The organism is Dokdonia genika (genome assembly GCF_042652845.1).
Taxonomy (GTDB): Bacteria; Bacteroidota; Bacteroidia; order Flavobacteriales; family Flavobacteriaceae; genus Dokdonia; species Dokdonia donghaensis.
Map to the genome: position 1 here is coordinate 121,790 of NZ_JBHSHB010000012.1, position 20,115 is coordinate 141,904.

Annotated in this window: 6 protein-coding genes; 5 read left to right on the forward strand and 1 reads right to left on the reverse strand. The window is 41.2% G+C overall.

Going from position 1 to position 20,115, the window contains the following annotated elements; genetic code table 11:
• The first annotated feature begins 187 nt into the window (after window positions 1-187).
• Both ACFO5T_RS07450 and ACFO5T_RS07455 read left to right on the forward strand, forming a co-directional pair.
• Window positions 188-15,643, forward strand: a complete 15,456-nt coding sequence (locus ACFO5T_RS07450) for an HYR domain-containing protein (protein WP_380033293.1) — start codon at window positions 188-190, stop codon at window positions 15,641-15,643.
• A 98-nt stretch (window positions 15,644-15,741) separates the two neighbouring features.
• A complete protein-coding gene (locus tag ACFO5T_RS07455; protein WP_380033295.1) occupies window positions 15,742-17,493 on the forward strand; it encodes a M14 family metallopeptidase in 1,752 nt (583 codons plus the stop codon).
• Here the strand turns inward: ACFO5T_RS07455 and ACFO5T_RS07460 are convergent.
• The gene (locus ACFO5T_RS07460; protein WP_380033297.1) at window positions 17,461-18,084 is read right to left on the reverse strand and encodes an NUDIX hydrolase; all 624 of its coding nucleotides are present in this window, start codon (window positions 18,082-18,084) and stop codon (window positions 17,461-17,463) included. The two genes, ACFO5T_RS07455 and ACFO5T_RS07460, sit on opposite strands and share 33 nt — an antisense overlap.
• A gap of 7 nt (window positions 18,085-18,091) precedes the next feature.
• Between ACFO5T_RS07460 and pyrE the strand changes: the two genes are divergently transcribed.
• The 3 genes from pyrE to ACFO5T_RS07475 all read left to right on the forward strand — a co-directional run bounded on the left by pyrE (window position 18,092) and on the right by ACFO5T_RS07475 (window position 20,105).
• Entirely contained in the window at window positions 18,092-18,730 is a 639-nt protein-coding gene (gene pyrE / locus ACFO5T_RS07465) for an orotate phosphoribosyltransferase (RefSeq protein ID WP_035327849.1), read from the forward strand.
• 24 nt (window positions 18,731-18,754) lie between these two features.
• Complete coding sequence (locus ACFO5T_RS07470) at window positions 18,755-19,147, forward strand: SRPBCC family protein (RefSeq protein ID WP_380033300.1); 393 nt, start codon at window positions 18,755-18,757, stop codon at window positions 19,145-19,147.
• A 112-nt stretch (window positions 19,148-19,259) separates the two neighbouring features.
• Window positions 19,260-20,105 (forward strand): transketolase, encoded by an 846-nt coding sequence (locus ACFO5T_RS07475; protein ID WP_380033302.1) that lies wholly within the window; start codon window positions 19,260-19,262, stop codon window positions 20,103-20,105.
• The last annotated feature ends 10 nt before the right edge of the window (window positions 20,106-20,115 follow it).

Here is a 20,115-nt window from a genome sequence, read left to right on the forward strand (position 1 = left end):
AGTGCGTAATGTGGGAAGAATTACGCTTTCGCGAAAGCGTACATATCCTCAATCATTTTAAATGAGACACATAGGGCATTTACCCGTGTAGATTGACGCGATTTCTGACGGAAATTTCTGACTTAACTCACTTTATACAAACCACTTATAGTGCATACATTTAGTCTTCATTAATTGGGGGATTAATATGAAACAAATTACTACTGCGATACGCATACTCTTGGTATGTGGTATCTTTTCGACTGCCATTGCGCAAACCGCACCGACTTTTACAGACTGTCCTGTTGCACCTATTACACAAATAAATGATGCTGGACTATGCGGTGCAAATGTCACATTTGCCACGCCTACACCAAACGATCCGGATGGAACGGCAACCTTTACGGTTACACAAATAGAAGGGCCAGCATCTGGAGACTTCTTTCCTGTAGGGGATACTACAGTAACCTTTGAGGCTACTGGCGATCCAGATGGGGTGGCGACTTGTACCTTTACAGTTACAGTAACAGATAATGAAGCCCCAGTGGCAAACTGTATTGCTCCATTTACAATTACGTTAGATGAGGATGGCCTTGCAAGTATTACCACAGCAGATGTGGATGATACCGTTACACCCTCTGCTGACAATTGTCCAGACGCTGTATTATCACTTGACATAACCAGCTTTGACTGCTCTAACATAGGCGATAATACGGTAACGCTCACCATAACAGATGCTGCAGGAAATACAGATACCTGTACTACAACGGTAACTGTAGAAGCAGGAGTACTTGATATTACCTGCCCAGCAGATATCATACTTAACCTTTCTGAGAATGTTGCGATGGTTACACCTGTCTCTGCCTCTACATCTTTCACAACTGTTTTTGACAGTTCGCTTAACAATACCTTTAACGGTAGTGGCTTATCAGAATTTCCAAGTTTTACTGCAACTCACGACGCTACAGTGCCTGCAAACTCCTTTATAGGTGGTGGTACTAGTGGTATTATAGAATATAGCTTAGGTGGTACAGAGCGCATAAATGGAATCTACATTTGGAATCAAAATGCAGGTGGCCCTGGTGCCTCAGGCTCATCTGGTATACAAGATGTTATTATAAGTGCTTCTACAAATGGGACAGATTTTACACCTATTACAGGAGCTCCTGCAACTTTTGCACAAGTAATAGCGAGTGATAACGCTGCAGTGCAAGAATTTACTTTTGAACCTATTGATGCCTCGACTATACGTATAGAGGTATTATCTAATTATGGAGATGGCAACACAGGTCTGGGAGAAATCATTTTTTCTAGTATTACAGATGGTTGTGGAGCAGTTATAACATATGATGCACCTATAGTAGCTACAAATTGTGTGGCAGCCACCGTTACTCAAACAACAGGATTTGCTAGTGGAAATCCTTTTCCCATAGGTACAACTACAAACACCTTTATTGTAGATGATGGAAACGGAAATACAGCAACTTGCTCTTTTGATATTACCATTATAGATGATGTGGCTCCTATCGCTATTTGTCAAGATATTACGGTACAACTAGATGCAACGGGCTCTGTCACCATCACTCCTGAAGAAATAAACAATGGCTCTACAGATAACTGTGGTACGGCAACTCCAACCTTAGATATAACAGATTTTACTTGTGCAGACCTAGGAGATAATACCATAATTCTAACCATAACAGATGACAATGGTAATAGTGCTACCTGTGAGGCTATTGTCACAGTAGAAAATACTGTAGTACCCACCGTAGTATGTCAAGATATTACCATAAGCCTTGATGATACAGGAGTAGCAACCATTGTAGCTGCAGATATTGATAATGGTAGTACTGTAGCTTGTGGAGCTCCTATACTAAGTGCAGACATCACAGAATTTAACTGTGAAAATTTAGGAGTTAACACCGTTACACTTACAGTTACAGATGATCAAGGTAATACAGCAAGTTGTGAAGCAATCGTTACGGTGGAGAGTAACAGTATTACAACCATCACTTGTCCAGCAGATATTACCCTTAATCTTTCTGAAGTGGCAACACCTATCATACCCTCATCTGCAAGTACAAGTTTTACCACTGCCTTTGGGTCGAGCCTAACTAATACTTTTAATGGTAATGGACTTACCACTTTTCCAGATCTTAATTCTGACCACAGCTCTTCTGGAGTTACAAACTCGTGGATAGGTGAAGGAACCTCTGGCACAATCACTTTTAATCTAGGTGGTAGTCAGACCGTAAGTGGCTTTTCTTTTTGGAATCAAAACAACGGCGGTCCTGGTGCTTCAGGAACCTCGGGCATTCAAAATGTCATTATCTCATCATCAACAAATGGAACAGACTTTACACCTATCCCTGGGGCGCCAGCAGTATTTGCACAAGTAACAGGAGGTGGTCCTGTGGCTCCAGAGGTCTTTAACTTTACACCTATCATTGCTTCTAGCATTCGCATAGAAGTACAATCAAATTATGGAGATGGTAATACCGCTTTCGCGGAAATAGCATTTTCTGATGATACACCAGGTTGTGGTGCACTAATAGCTTATGTAACGCCATTTTCTAATGCTGCCTGTAATGGCGGTGGTGAAGTAATACAAACAGCAGGGTTACCTAGCGGAAGTGCTTTCCCCGTAGGAACAACCACAAATACCTTTGAAGTTACAGATGGCAGTGGCGGAACGCAAACCTGCTCATTTGATATTGTTATTACCGATAATGTAGCACCAGATGTATTATGCCAAAACATTGAGGTTCTCCTAGACGGTACAGGTAATGCTATCATCACAGCAGCCGATATTGATAATGGTACTACAGATAACTGTGGAGATGTAACCTTGAGTATTGATCAAGATACATTTACTTGTGCAGATGTAGATACGCCAGTTACTGTGACGCTTACAGCAACAGATGTAAATGGAAACAGCGCTTCTTGTGAGGCGATTGTTACGGTTACTTCTAATGAAGTACCGGTGGCGGTTTGTCAAGATATCACTATCCAGCTTGTGGATGGTATGGCAAGTATCACCCCTGCAACCATTGATAATGGCTCGGGATCTACGTGTGGTACTGCCGTAGAATTATCGCTAGATGTTCAAGAATTTACCTGTGAGAATCTGGGGGATAACACTGTAACGCTTACCGTGACAGATGCTTCTGGAAATACAGATACCTGTACCGCAATTGTTACCGTAGAAAATAATGAGCCGCTCGTAATTACTTGTCCGGCAGATATAAACATTAACTTATCTGAGGTCGCTACGCCTATCATTCCTAATTCGGCTTCTACTAGTTTTACGACGGCATTTGGTACAAGTCTCAATAACACCTTTGATGGTACAGGGCTCGATACGTTCCCATCTCTAGAAAGTGAGCACGCACCTTCGAGTAATACCAACTCGTGGATAGGTGAAGGAACGACTGGAACCATAGATTTTTCTCTTGGTGCTGTGACAACTGTTTCTGGACTTGCCTTTTGGAATCAAAATGGCGGAGGTCCAGGGGCAGATGGAACTTCGGGTATTCAAAATGTGATTATCTCATCATCAACAAACGGAACAGATTTTACACCTATTCCTGGGGCGCCTACTTCTTTCACGCAAGTGATACCAAATACTGCTGCCACACCAGAAATATTTAACTGGACGCCTGTAATGGCGTCAACCATACGCATTGAAGTGCAATCTAATTATGGAGATGGGAATACCGCCTTTGCAGAAATTGCTTTCTCAGATACCACCTCGGGGTGCGGCGCAGTGATTACTTACGAAGGACCGTTTACAAATCAAGAATGTTTCCCAGGAAGCGCTCTTACTCAGACTGCTGGGTTTGCATCGGGAAGTGCTTTCCCACTAGGTACTACTACGAATACTTTTGAGGTAGATGATGGTGCTGGTAATATCATTACTTGCTCATTTGATGTGACAATAACAGATGATGTTGCTCCAGATGTGGTATGTCAGGATATAGAAGTGGTACTTGACGATACAGGAAACTTTGTAATCACAGCAGCCGATATTGATAATGGCACTACAGATAATTGTGGAGATGTAACCTTGAGTATTGATCAAGATACATTTACTTGTTCAGATGTAGGTACGCCAGTTACTGTGACGCTTACAGCAACAGATGTAAATGGAAATAGCGCTTCTTGTGAGGCGATTGTAACGGTTACTTCTAATGAACTACCGGTGGCTGTTTGTCAAGATATCACTATCCAGCTTGTGAATGGTATGGCAAGTATCACCCCAGCAGACATTGATAATGGTTCAGGCTCTACGTGTGGTACTGCTGTAGAATTATCGCTAGATGTTCAAGAATTTACCTGCGAAAATCTGGGGGATAACACTGTAACGCTTACCGTGACAGATGCTTCTGGAAATACAGATACCTGTACCGCAATTGTTACCGTAGAAAATAATGAGCCGCTCGTAATTACTTGTCCGGCAGATATAAACATTAACTTATCTGAAGTCGCTACGCCTATCATTCCTAATTCGGCTTCTACTAGTTTTACGACGGCATTTGGTACAAGTCTCAATAACACCTTTGATGGTACAGGGCTCGATACGTTCCCATCTCTAGAAAGTGAGCACGCACCTTCGAGTAACACCAACACGTGGATAGGTGAAGGAACGACTGGAACCATAGATTTTTCTCTTGGTGCTGTGACAACCGTTTCTGGACTTGCCTTTTGGAATCAAAATGGCGGAGGTCCAGGGGCAGATGGAACTTCGGGTATTCAAAATGTGATTATCTCATCATCAACAAACGGAACAGATTTTACACCTATTCCTGGGGCGCCTACTTCTTTCACGCAAGTGATACCAAATACCGCTGCCGCACCAGAAATATTTACTTGGACACCCGTAATGGCTTCAACCATACGCATTGAAGTACAATCTAATTATGGAGATGGGAATACTGCCTTTGCAGAAATTGCTTTCTCAGACACCACCTCAGGATGCGGCGCAGTGATTACTTATGAAGGTCCGTTTACAAATCAAGAATGTTTCCCCGGAAGCACTCTTACTCAAACCGCTGGATTTGCATCGGGAAGTGCATTTCCACTGGGCACTACTACCAATACTTTTGAGGTAGATGATGGTGCTGGTAATATCATCACTTGCTCTTTTGACGTGACAATAACAGATGATGTCGCTCCAGATGTGGTATGTCAGGATATCGAAGTGGTACTTGATGAGACAGGAAACTTTGTAATCACAGCAGCCGATATTGATAATGGCACTACAGATAATTGTGGAGATGTAACCTTGAGTATTGATCAAGATACATTTACTTGTGCAGATGTAGGTACGCCAGTTACTGTGACGCTTACAGCAACAGATGTAAATGGAAACAGCGCTTCTTGTGAGGCAATGGTTACGGTTACTTCTAATGAACTACCGGTGGCCGTTTGTCAAGATATCACTATACAGCTTGTGGATGGTATGGCAAGCATCACTCCTGCAGACATTGATAATGGCTCGGGATCTACGTGTGGTAGCGCCGTAGAATTATCGCTAGATGTTCAAGAATTTACCTGTGAGAATCTGGGGGATAACACTGTAACGCTTACCGTAACAGATGCTTCTGGTAATACAGATACCTGTACCGCAATTGTTACCGTAGAAAATAATGAGCCGCTCGTAATTACTTGTCCGGCAGATATAAACATTAACTTATCTGAAGTCGCTACGCCTATCATTCCTAATTCGGCTTCTACTAGTTTTACGACGGCATTTGGTTCAAGTCTCAATAACACCTTTGACGGTACAGGGCTTGATGCTTTCCCATCTTTAGAAAGTGAGCACGCACCATCAAGTAATACCAACTCGTGGATAGGTGAAGGAACTACCGGAACAATAGATTTTTCTCTTGGCGCTGTGACAACCGTTTCTGGACTTGCCTTTTGGAATCAAAATGGTGGAGGTCCAGGGGCAGATGGAACTTCGGGTATTCAAAATGTGATTATCTCATCATCAACAAACGGAACAGATTTTACACCTATTCCTGGGGCGCCTACTTCTTTCACGCAAGTGATACCAAATACTGCTGCCACACCAGAAATATTTAACTGGACGCCTGTAATGGCGTCAACCATACGTATTGAAGTACAATCTAATTATGGAGATGGGAATACCGCTTTTGCAGAAATTGCTTTCTCAGACACCACCTCGGGGTGCGGCGCAGTGATTACTTACGAAGGACCGTTTACAAATCAAGAATGTTTCCCAGGAAGCGCTCTTACTCAGACTGCTGGATTTGCATCGGGAAGTGCTTTCCCACTAGGTACTACTACCAATACTTTTGAGGTAGATGATGGTGCTGGTAATATCATTACTTGCTCTTTTGACGTGACAATAACAGATGATGTTGCTCCAGATGTGGTATGTCAAGATATCGAAGTGGTACTTGATGAGACAGGGAACTTTGTAATCACAACAGCCGATATTGATAATGGCACTACAGATAACTGTGGAGATGTAACCTTGAGTATTGATCAAGATACATTTACTTGTGCAGATGTAGATACGCCAGTTACTGTGACGCTTACAGCAACAGATGTAAATGGAAATAGCGCTTCTTGTGAGGCAATGGTTACGGTTACTTCTAATGAACTACCGGTGGCCGTTTGTCAAGATATCACTATCCAGCTTGTGGATGGTATGGCAAGTATCACTCCTGCAGACATTGATAATGGTTCAGGCTCTACGTGTGGTACTGCTGTAGAATTATCGCTAGATGTTCAAGAATTTACCTGCGAAAATCTGGGGGATAACACTTTAACGCTTACCGTGACAGATGCTTCTGGAAATACAGATACCTGTACCGCAATTGTTACCGTAGAAAATAATGAGCCGCTCGTAATTACTTGTCCGGCAGATATAAACATTAACTTATCTGAGGTCGCTACGCCTATTATTCCTAATTCGGCGTCTACAAGTTTTACCACGGCATTTGGTACAAGTCTCAATAACACCTTTGATGGTACAGGGCTCGATACGTTCCCATCTCTAGAAAGTGAGCACGCACCATCAAGTAATACCAACTCGTGGATAGGTGAAGGAACGACTGGAACCATAGATTTTTCTCTTGGTGCTGTGACAACTGTTTCTGGACTTGCCTTTTGGAATCAAAATGGCGGAGGTCCAGGGGCAGATGGAACTTCGGGTATTCAAAATGTGATTATCTCATCATCAACAAACGGAACAGATTTTACACCTATTCCTGGGGCGCCTACTTCTTTCACGCAAGTGATACCAAATACCGCTGCCGCACCAGAAATATTTAACTGGACGCCTGTAATGGCGTCAACCATACGTATTGAAGTACAATCTAATTATGGAGATGGAAATACCGCTTTTGCAGAAATTGCTTTCTCAGACACTACCTCGGGATGTGGTGCAGTGATTACTTATGAAGGTCCGTTTACAAATCAAGAATGTTTCCCAGGAAGCGCTCTTACTCAGACTGCTGGATTTGCATCGGGAAGTGCTTTCCCACTAGGTACTACTACGAATACTTTTGAGGTAGATGATGGTGCTGGTAATATCATTACTTGCTCTTTTGACGTGACAATAACAGATGATGTTGCTCCAGATGTGGTATGTCAGGATATTACTATACAACTAGATGAAACGGGCAGTGCTTCTATACTTGCCTCAGATATAGATGGAGGTACTGCAGACAACTGTACAGATGTTACATTGTCTATAGATATAGACAAATTTGGTTGCGTAAATGTGGGCGAAAATATAGTAACCCTTACTGCAACTGATGGTAATGGAAACACCTCCTTTTGTGAGGCAATTGTAACAGTAGAAAATCTAAATATACCAGAGGCTATCTGTCAAAATATAACTGTAGAACTAGATGCTACGGGCATAGCAACTTTAGATCCTGTACTACTAGATGGAGGAAGCACTTTTGTTTGTGGGCCGCTTACTTATGAAGCAGATGTCACAGAATTTACCTGCGAAAACTTAGGTGAAAACACCGTCGTTTTTACAATTACAGATCCTCAAGGTAATACCTCAACCTGTGAGGCGATAGTTACCGTAGTAAATAATGAACCGGTAACCATAACTTGCCCAGATGATATTATTCTTAATCTTTCTGAGGCGCTAGAACCTATAGCGATTACAAGTACTTCTACAACTTTTACGGCTGCCTTTGGTAGTGAACTTTCAAATGCTACAAACGGTACGGGGCTAACAGTTTCTCCAAGTACTACAGCTACACACGAGCCTACAACTCCGAGCAACTCTTTTATAGGAACCGGTACTACTGGAACTTTAGATTTTAACTTTGGTAGTGAGACTCTTGTGAGCGGACTATCATTTTGGAATCAAAATGGTGGTGGTCCCGGTGCAAATGGTTCTTCTGGTGTTCAAAATGTTGTTTTTTCTTATAGCACAGATGGAACAAACTTCATCCCTATACCAGGTGCTCCATCCATTTTTGCACAAGTCACAGATAATGACTTTTCGGCACCAGAGATTTTTACTTTTGATCAGATAGCGGCTACGGTAATACGTATGGAAGTGACGAGTAATTATGGAGATAGTAATACCGCTTTCGCGGAAATAGTCTTTGCCGATATTTCGTCAGGCTGCGGAGCAATTGTCACTTACGAAGGACCATTTACAAATGCGCTTTGTGCTGGAGGTGGTGAACTTGTACAAACCGAAGGTTTTGCGAGTGGAAGTCCATTTCCGCTAGGAACAACCACAAATACTTTTGAGGTAACAGACGGCGCAGGAAACGTGCAAACGTGCTCTTTTGATATCACTACAATAGACGATGTTGCGCCAAGAGCTGTATGCCAAAACATAACCTTAGAAATAGACGAAACTGGTTCTATAACAATTACTCCAGAAGATATAGATGGAGGTAGTACAGATAACTGTGGTGACATTACATTGTCAATAGACACAGATACATTTACCTGTGATAATGTAGGAGAAAACATTGTGACCTTAACAGTTACAGATAGTAACGGCCTATCATCTTCTTGTGAAGCTATTGTTACGATTATAGGAAGTGATGCTCCTACTGCTGTTTGTCAAGATATCACTCTACTTTTAGATGCAGATGGTATAGCGACGCTTACCCCAGAACAAATAGATGGAGGAAGCTTTGCAGGGTGTGGAACATTTACCCTTTCTGCAGATATAGTAACTTTTACCTGTGATGACCTAGGTGAAAATATAGTAACGCTTACAGCAACAGATGCTTCTGGAAACAGCACTACTTGTGAGGCAATTGTAACTATAGAAAATAACCAGCCACTTAATCTGTCGTGCCCAGAAGATATTGTCATAAATCTTTCTGAAGTGCTAGAACCAGTTATACCTACTAATGTAACGACAAGTTTTAATTCAGCCTTTGGTAGTAGTATACAGAATACTATTAACGGTGTTGGTCTTGCAACTTCACCAAGTCTTACTGCGACTCACGATGGATCTACAACAGACAATGCCTTTATAGGAGCGGGCACAACGGGAACTATAGATTTTGATCTAGGCACCGAAAGGACAATAACTGGTTTTTCTTTTTGGAACCTTAACGGCGGTGGTCCAGGTGCAAATGGCTCTTCAGGAATTCAAGATGTAAGTATTTCTTATTCGGTAGATGGGACAAACTTTATTCCGGTAGATGGAGCGCCGGCAGTTTTCGCGCAAGCGTTATCATCACAAGATGTAGCTCCAGAGACATTTAACTTTACACAAATAGCAGCTACTGTTATACGCTTTGAAGTATTAAGCAATTATGGTGATAGTAATACTGGATTTGCAGAAATTGCTTTTGCAGACACCACTGTAGGTTGCGGGGCAGCAATTGTATATGAAGGTCCTTTTACAAATGTAGATTGTCTAGGTAGTGGAGAGCTTGTACAGACGGCAGGTTTTGCCAGCGGCAGTATTTTTCCACTAGGTACAACCACAAATACCTTTGAGGTAACTGATGTAAATGGCACCACTCTGAGCTGTTCTTTTGATATTACGGTGATAGATGATGTAGCGCCAAGAGCAGTGTGTCAAGATATCACGATACAGCTAGATGAAACAGGCTCTGCAAATATAGAGGCGGCAGATGTAGATGGAGGTAGTACAGATAATTGTGGTGATGTGAGTATTGCTATAGACATAGATAAATTTGGCTGTGAGAATGTAGGAGAGAATATAGTAACTCTAACCGTTACAGACAGTAATGGATTAATCTCTACTTGTGAAGCAATTGTGACTATTGAAAATCCTAATATACCTGTTGCAGTTTGTCAAAACATCACACTAGAACTTGATGCTACTGGTGTAGGCATACTAGACCCTGCCTTACTAGATGGAGGAAGCACCTTTGTATGTGGACCACTTACATATGAAGCAGATATCACAGAGTTTACCTGTGAGAATCTAGGCGAAAACTCTGTTGTACTTACAGTTACAGATCCTCAAGGCAATACCTCAACGTGCGAGGCTATTGTAACTGTAGTTAATAATGAGCCAGTAACTATTACTTGCCCAGAAGACCTCATTCTAAACTTATCTGAAGTACTAGAGCCTGTCACCATAAGTAGTACAACAACGAGCTTTAGTCCTTCCTTTGGTAGTGATATAGCAAATGCTACAAACGGAACGGGATTAAGTACGACACCTAGCACCACAGCAAACCACGAGGCTACCACACCTAGTAATTCTTTTATAGGAGCAGGAACTTCTGGTACAATTGATTTTAACCTTGGTGGAGAGACTCTTATAAGTGGCTTCTCTTTCTGGAATCAAAATGGCGGTGGTCCTGGTGCAAATGGCACTTCTGGTATACAAGAGGTAACAATGCTCTACTCTACAGATGGCACAACTTTTACTGCCATACCGGGTGCTCCTACTACGTTTGCTCAAGTAACGACAAGTGAGTCATCTGCGCCAGAGCTATTTACTTTTGATCAAATTGCTGCTACCGTGATTCGTATGGAGGTGATGAGTAATTATGGAGATGGTAATACCGCTTTCGCGGAAATAGTCTTTGCCGATACTTCGTCAGGTTGTGGGGCAATTGTCACTTACGAAGGACCATTTACAAATGCACTTTGTGCTGGAGGTGGTGAACTTGTACAAACCGAAGGTTTTGCAAGTGGAAGCCCGTTCCCGTTAGGAACAACCACAAATACTTTTGAAGTTACAGACGGTGCCGGGAATGTACAAACGTGCTCTTTTGACATCACCATTATAGATGATGTAGCACCAAGAGCTGTTTGCCAACCGATTACTATAGAAATAGGTGAAGATGGTACGGCTAGCATTACACCAGAAGATATAGATGGAGGCAGTACAGATAACTGTGGTGATATTACATTATCGATAGATACAGATACTTTTACTTGCGATAATGTAGGAGAAAATACCGTGACGCTTACTGTAACTGATAGTAATGGTCTTACCGCTACTTGTGAGGCTATCGTTACTGTCATAAGTGACAGTCCTCCTACTGCTGTATGTATGGACCTTACCATACAACTCGATGAAGACGGAATGGCAATCATCACCCCAGAGCAAGTAGATGGAGGTAGCTTCTCAAACTGTGGCACTTTTGAGCTTACACTAGATCAAGACACCTTTACTTGTGAGCAACTAGGTGAAAATATAGTAATACTTACTGCAACGAGTCCTAGTGGCGAGTTTACGACTTGTGAAGCTATTGTGACTGTAGAGAATACACAGCCGCTTAGTATAGAGTGTCCAGAAGATATTGTCCTTAATCTTTCTGAGGTATTGATGCCTGTAGAAGTTTCTAATGGTACGACATCATTTAGCCCTGCATTTGGCAGTGAGCTTGCAAATGCTTTTAATGGCACTGGTCTTGAGATGTCTCCTAGCTTAATGGCAAATCACGAAGCCTCGACACCTAGTAATGCTTTTATAGGTACTGGATCGAGCGGTAGTATAGATTTTGATCTTGGACAAGAAACTATTATAAATGGATTCTCTCTATGGAATTTAAACGGTGGAGGTCCTGGAGCAGAAGGTTCTTCTGGTATTCAAGATGTTACTATACTCTACTCGTTAGATAACGTGACATATACAGTACTTCCTGAAGCGCCTACAGTATTTGCTCAGGTTACTACTTCAGAACCTGTAGGTCCAGAGGTATTTACATTTACTCAGCTGGCCGCTCGCTACATACGCTTTGATGTACTAAGCAATTATGGCGATGGTAATACGGGAATAGCAGAGGTAGCTTTTGCAGATGTAACAGATGGATGTGGCGCTATTGTAAACTACGATGGTCCTTTAGAAAATCTTGATTGTCTAGGTGGCGGTACTTTAGAACAAACAGCTGGTTTTGAAAGTGGTAGTCCGTTCCCGCTAGGCACCACTACTAATACGTTTATAGCAACTGACACTAATGGTAACGAGGTGACTTGCTCATTTACAATTACACTCATAGATGATGTAGCACCAAGAGCTGTTTGTGCACCTTTAACTGTCGTGCTTGATGAAAATGGTATCGCAACCATTACCGCAAATGATATTGACAATGGAAGTTCTGATAACTGTGGTGATATTGCTACTGCAATAGATATTGACACATTTACTTGTGAGCAATTAGGGGAAAATATAGTAGTGCTTACCGTAACAGATGCAAATGGAAATAGCTCGACTTGTGAAACTATTGTCACTGTCGAAACCAACATAGCACCTACAGCTGTATGCCAAAACATCACTGTAGAACTAGATGAGGAAGGAATGATCACTGTAGACCCAGTACTAGTAGATGGAGGCAGTACTGCTGTTTGTGGCGAACTCACTTATGAACTAGATGTGTTTGAGTTTACTTGTGATAACTTAGGTGAAAACACTGTTATTCTAACAGTAACAGATGAGCAAGGTCTCACTGCTACTTGTGAAGCCGTAATAACAGTAGTTAATAACCAACCGATAGAAATTACCTGTCCAGAAGATTTGGTTGTAAATCTATCTGAAATTTCTAACCCTATTGTACCTACGGGAGCTACTACTACATATAATAGCGCCTTTGGCAGTACGCTTTCAAATGCAATAGACGGAACGGGCCTAAACACCTCTCCTAGCCTTACTACAGATCACGCTCCTTCTACTCCAGAAAATTCTTGGATAGGAGAAGGAAGTACTGGCACAATTGATTTTGATTTAGGAGCAGAGACATCCGTGAGCGGATTCTCTTTCTGGAATCAAAATGGTGGTGGTCCGGGAGCAGATGGAACTTCAGGTATAAGAGATGTTTTGATTTCTTATAGTGTAGATGGTAGTACGTTTATAGATGTAGAGGGAGCGCCTACAGTTTTCGCGCAAGCGGAAGAAAACGCACCGAGCGCACCAGAGATATTTACATTCACCCCTATTACGGCAACTACAATCCGTATGGAAGTACTATCTAATTATGGAGATGGAAACACAGGTTTTGCAGAAATAGTATTTTCTGATGCAGCATCAGGTTGTGGGGCAATTATTTCTTACGAAGGACCATTTACAAATGAGAACTGTGTTGGCGGTGGTACTGTTACACAAACTGCTGGTTTTGCAAGCGGTAACCCATTCCCCGTAGGTACCACTACTAACACCTTTACTGTAGAAGATGGTAATGGTAACCTAGATACTTGTTCTTTTACAATCACAATTATAGATGATCTAGCACCTAGAATGTTTTGTCAAAATATTGAGATAGCACTAGATGAAAATGGAATGGCAACCATAACTCCAGAAGATATTGATGGTGGCACAAGTGATAACTGTACGCCAGTAACTTTAAGTATAGATATTGATTCATTTACGTGTGAAAATCTTGGAGAAAACGTGGTTACCCTCACGGCTACAGATGAGAATGGAAATACAGCAAGTTGCGAGGCTATTGTAACGGTTACAAGTAGTGTTATACCGCAAATCACTTGTCAAGATATCACTGTTGAGCTTGATGAGAATGGGATGGTTACCATTATACCAGAAGATGTACTTGCAGATACATCTTCTACTTGCCTTATAGATAATTTAGAATTAGATATATCAGAATTTGGCTGTGCAAACACCGGTCCAAATGTGGTAGTAGTTACTGCTACAGATAATGCTGGTAATACGGCTACTTGTGAAGCGATTGTGACAGTAATAGATGTTACTGCACCCACACCAGAATGTATGGATGCAACCATCTCACTAGATGAAAATGGTATCGCAATTCTTACTCCAGAAGATGTAATAGGTAACCTCGTACCTGTACAGGGTATTCCTTTTACTGGTGACGGAGTGCCAGAAAGTATCCCGATGACGGGCACAGGAGGTACAAATTGTGCCGGAGGGCCTACCACCTCTACAGCAGCAGTAGATCTTGAGGGCACTATAGGTGACGCCTATCGCATTGCTACGGTCATTATAGATCTGGATCACTCTTTTGTAGGCGACCTAGACTTAACCCTTACATCACCACAAGGTACAGAACTTGTACTCTCTGCAGGTAATGGCGGAAATGCACAGGGCTATGAAGATGCAACCTTTGATGATGATGGAGAAGACATCACAATGGCAACAGGTCTTGTAAACGGAATTTATTCTCCAGAAGGAGGAACCTTTGCAGATACCTTTGCTGGTGAACAAATAAATGGAAACTGGAGTCTATCTGTTTGTGATAATACACAAGGTGACGTTGGACAACTATTGAGATTTGAAATAAGCTTTGCAGATCCAGATGACGATCTTCTAGGAGTTCCTGATAACTGTACGCCTACTTCAGATATTGAGTTTGACGTAGATACTTTTGATTGTTCTAATCTAGGCGAGAATGTTGTGAATATTACCGTTACAGATGCAAAAGGCAATGTAGCTACTTGTACAGTAAATGTCACTGTAGTAGATGAAGCCCCACCTACGGCAATCTGTCAAAGTATTGTTGTTATACTTGATGAAGATACTGGTACAGCTAGTATAACACCAGATATGATAGACAATGGTAGTACAGACAATTGTGGTGGAGAGGTAACGCTTAGTCTAGACATAACCGAATTTGGTTGTGCAGATGTGGGAGAAAATATCGTGACACTCACCGTTACAGATCAAAACGGAAACACTGTCACTTGTGAAGCGACTGTTCTTGTAGATGCAGATGATTTTGGACTCATCTCTTGTCAAGAAGATTTTACCGTAGAGGCAGATCTCTTTGACCTTTATGAGATAGAAAACTACATAGAATCACTTACAGATAACTGTGGTGGTGGCACCTTTACAAACGTCTCTCAACAACCTGTTGCTGGCACGATCATAGATGCTCCTCAAGAGGTTCCGGTAACGCTTACAGGTTTTGACGAAGATGGAAATATGGTTACCTGTGAGTTTACAATCACAGTGACTAACAACCCGCTAAGTGTAGATGATTTAAGCTTACGCGAAAGCGACATCATACTCTTCCCTAACCCTACGCGAGGAGACATTACTCTCAAAAACTTGAGTAATACTCCACTAGATTATATGGTTATAACAGATATAAGAGGTCGTATTGTTGAGCGTATAGAGTTATCTAGTAGCGGTATAAACACAAACATATCACTCAGATATTATGAAGCTGGAGTATATTTTATGCACATAACGGCAGGGCAAACACAACTTGTAAAAAGAGTTGTAAAAAAATAACAACTAACCAATCTCCCTGCTTTAGGCCTCATTTTTAAAAAGAAGATGGGGCCTTTTTTTTGTCAATTTGTATCTTCACAGCACAATCCAACCACCATATGAAAAAAGTTATCGTACTCATCGCCGTCTCTATTCTTAGTTTAAGTTGTGGAGAGCACAAAGACAACCCAGATAATACAGACTTTACAACCCTCTTTGAAAAAAGCGGTGGTACAGAAACACCTACTTATGATGAGGTGATCACATTTTATCAAGATCTTGACAAGGCTTACAGATCTATAAAAACCTACGAAGTAGGAATGACAGATGCAGGTAAGCCCCTCACGCTAGTCACCTTTAATCCTAATCGTAGTTTTGACAGTGAGTTTTCTGATGATATAGATGTGCGCCGTATTCTCATAAATAATGGCATTCACCCGGGAGAGTCAGACGGGATAGATGCAACAATGATGCTTATGCGTGACCTCGCACAAGGCAAGATAGAGGCACCAGAAGACACTTGGGTAAGTGCCATAGCCATATACAATATAGGAGGTGCTCTTAATCGTAACAGTACATCACGCACAAATCAAAATGGGCCAAAAGAATATGGTTTTAGAGGTAATGCAAGAAACTACGACCTCAACCGCGATTTTATAAAGCGAGATACAAAAAACGCACAAGCCTTTGCAGAAATCTATCATATGATATCTCCAGACGTTTTTATAGATAATCACGTGAGTAATGGCGCAGATTATCAATACACCCTTACCCATCTTTTTACACAACACAATAAGCTAGGCGGTGCTTTAGGTAACTACGTGCACGACACCTTTCAGCCTATGCTTGAAAAAGATCTAAAGAGTAAAGACTGGGAAATCACTCCTTATGTAAACGTTTTTAATAGCGTTCCAGAAAAAGGTTTTAGCCAGTTTATGGACTATCCTCGCTACTCTACGGGCTTTACATCACTATGGAACACCATAGGCCTTATGGTAGAGACACATATGCTCAAGCCTTATAAACCACGTGTAGAAGGTACATATGAGTTAATGAAAAGTGTATTAAAACTCACTGCTCAAAACGGAGATCAGATTAAAGAAATACGTGCAGAGGCTTTTAACGCTTTCGCGAAAGCGGAAACTTATCCCGTACAATTTGCTCTAGACACAACAAAAACCACAACGTTAGAATTTTTAGGCTACGAGGGAGAAATGATACCAAGTAAAATCACAGGAAAACAACGCCTCAAATATGATAAAACAAAGCCTTTCACAAAGGAAGTAACCTACTACGATTACTTTAAGCCTACTAAAGAAGTGCGTATACCTAAGGCATATGTGATACCTAGAGGCTACCGTGACATTGCTCTCATTTTAAAGGACAACAACATTAAGTTCAAACAGCTTAAAAGGGATACTACGTTTACGGGAGAAGTATATCATATAGATACCTATGACACTCGCAAGAGTGCTTACGAGGGTCATTATTTACACTACAACACAGCTGTAAAAACTACCAACCAAGAAGTAACTGTGGCAAAAGGCGGCTATCTCGTGCCTACAGATCAAGATGGAATACGCTACTTGCTAGAAACCCTCGAGCCAGAGGCAACAGACAGTTTCTTTAACTGGAACTTTTTTGACACCATATTGCAACAAAAGGAAGGATTCTCACCATATGTGTGGGAAGACAAAGCACTCGAAGTCCTTAAACGCAACCCACAATTACAAATTGAATTTAACCTCAAAAAATCACTAGAACCTCAATTTGCCGAAAACTGGTATGCCCAGCTGGACTGGCTTCATAAAAAATCACCTAACTATGAGAAAGCACACCTACGCTACCCTATCGTTAGGATGCTTAACTAGATATGTACTCGGGAAGATGAGCTTGATATTTTCGTAAGATTTATCAAGCGCTTTTTGTGCTTTTTCAAAGTTGAGCCACTTTGCTTTTTTTATACCCTCTTTAGTTTGTGGTACAAGAGCCTCTGTAGAGCTTGTATGCATCTCATACCAGAAAGTCTCTTTAAGTCTAAATTTACCGTTACGTTTAAAAACGTGATAAGTAATCTCAAGCGGTCTTTTAATAGTAAGTCCTTTTACACCGGTCTCCTCCTCTACTTCTCTCAGAGCACATTCTTCTATGCCCTCTTTCTTTTCTATCTTTCCTTTAGGGAGGTCCCACCTGCCGTTGCGGTGTATAAAAAGAATTTCCTTTTTGTCATTATAAACAAGACCACCACCCGCTATCACGAGCTTAAGCTTCTTGCGTAAATGTTTAAGAAGCTTTTCTTCTTTAGGGTGATATAGATTGATGTATAGCTGTTCTCCCTTGTATAGTTTTTTGATTAATTTTTTAATCTTAACCGTCTTAATCGGAATCGTCTTATACTGTTTACCTATTATCTTTTCGGTAGATAGAATAATAGGAATATCATTGACAAAAACTTTATACATTTGCAATATGATTTTAGACAAAGAAACGGCAAAAAAAACTGCCGAATTGCTTTTGCAAATTAATGCAATAAAACTACAACCGCAAACTCCTTTTACGTGGGCTTCTGGTTGGAAATCTCCCATTTATTGCGATAACCGTATCACACTGTCGTACCCAGCAATACGTAACTACATACATCAAGAGATGGCAAAACAAGTAGAGTCTATCTACGGTAAGCCAGATGCGATAGTAGGCGTTGCTACGGGAGCGATAGGTATTGGTATGCTTGTTGCAGATTATCTTAATGTACCTTTTGCTTATGTACGCCCTGAACCAAAAAAGCACGGACGTAAAAATCAAATAGAAGGTCACCTAGAGCCTAACAGTAATGTTGTGGTAATAGAAGATCTTATAAGCACTGGTAAGAGCAGCCTTATGGCAGTAGAAGCTCTTAAAAATTCTGATATGAATGTAAAAGGGATGCTAGCCATCTTTACTTATGGGTTTGACACAGCTGCTACAAATTTTGAAGAAGCTGGCGTAGCACTTAATACATTAAGTGATTACTCGCACCTATTATTACAAGCTCGCGATACAAACTTCATAACAGAAGCGCAGCAAGAAACCTTAGAAAACTGGCGTAAAGACCCAGCAAACTGGGGATAAATTATACATATTAAAAAAAGCTAAATGAACTTAGAGAGCCCAGTAAAAACTTTAGATAAATCTCAAGAAGAGGTGTACAACTTCTTGATGAACATTGAGAATTTTGAAAAATTAATGCCAGAAAACACCAAATTTGAAAAAATAAGCGATACCCGTTTCTTATTTGGTCTTAAAGGAATGCCAGAGATTGTATTAGATCTTAAAGAAGGTATACCACACAGTAAAGTAGTACTAGGTGCTGCCAGTGACAAAATTCCTTTTGAACTCACTGCAGATATTAAAGAACTAGAAGCCTCAAAAACAGAAGTGCAACTCCTTTTTCAAGGTGAGTTTAATTCAATGATGGCAATGATGGTAAAAGGACCTATCACAAAATTTATAGGTACACTTTCAGAAAATATGGATGTTATTGCATAAAGCAATTTAAATTCAATATTTCGCAAAAATCAAAGAAGTCCTACAATCTTGAGCAATCTAGATGGTAGGACTTTTTTATATGCTTATTTTTACGTTATAAAATTTACCCAAGATGGCAGATATTAAGAAGCTAGAAGCATTTGTAACACAAGTGCGCAGAGACATTGTACGACAAGTACACAAAGTAAGTTCAGGTCACCCTGGAGGATCCTTAGGATGTGCAGAATTTATTTCGGTTCTCTATCAAGAACTAATGGAACGTAAAGAAGGATTTGATATGGATGGTATAGAAGAAGATCTCTTCTTCTTATCTAACGGTCACATATCACCCGTATTTTATAGCGTGCTCGCACGATCTGGGTATTTTCCCGTAGAAGAACTTAACACTTTTAGATTGTTAGACTCACGTCTACAAGGTCACCCTACTACACACGAAGGGCTACCAGGAGTACGTATAGCCTCTGGATCACTAGGCCAAGGGCTTAGTGTTGCCGTAGGTGCCGCTCAAGCAAAAAAACTTAATAACGATAACCACACCATCTATGCACTTATGGGTGATGGTGAGTTACAAGAAGGACAAAACTGGGAAGCTATAATGTATGCCTCTGCAAAAAAGGTGGACAACCTTATTGCAACTGTAGACCTCAATGGTCAGCAAATAGACGGTAGCACAGACCACGTACTTGATTTAGGAAGTGTGCGTGCAAAGTTTGAAGCCTTTGGGTGGATTGTTTTAGATATAGAAAAAGGAAATGACATTCAGGCCATTGTATCTGGAATGAACGAGGCAAAAGCTGCATCTGGTCAAGGTAAACCTGTCTGTGTGTTATTACACACAGTTATGGGTAACGGTGTAGACTTTATGATGGGCACTCACGCCTGGCACGGTAAAGCTCCTAATGATGAGCAACTCGCTAGTGCACTAGAGCAAAATCCAGAAACACTAGGCGATTACTAAACCTTTTCTT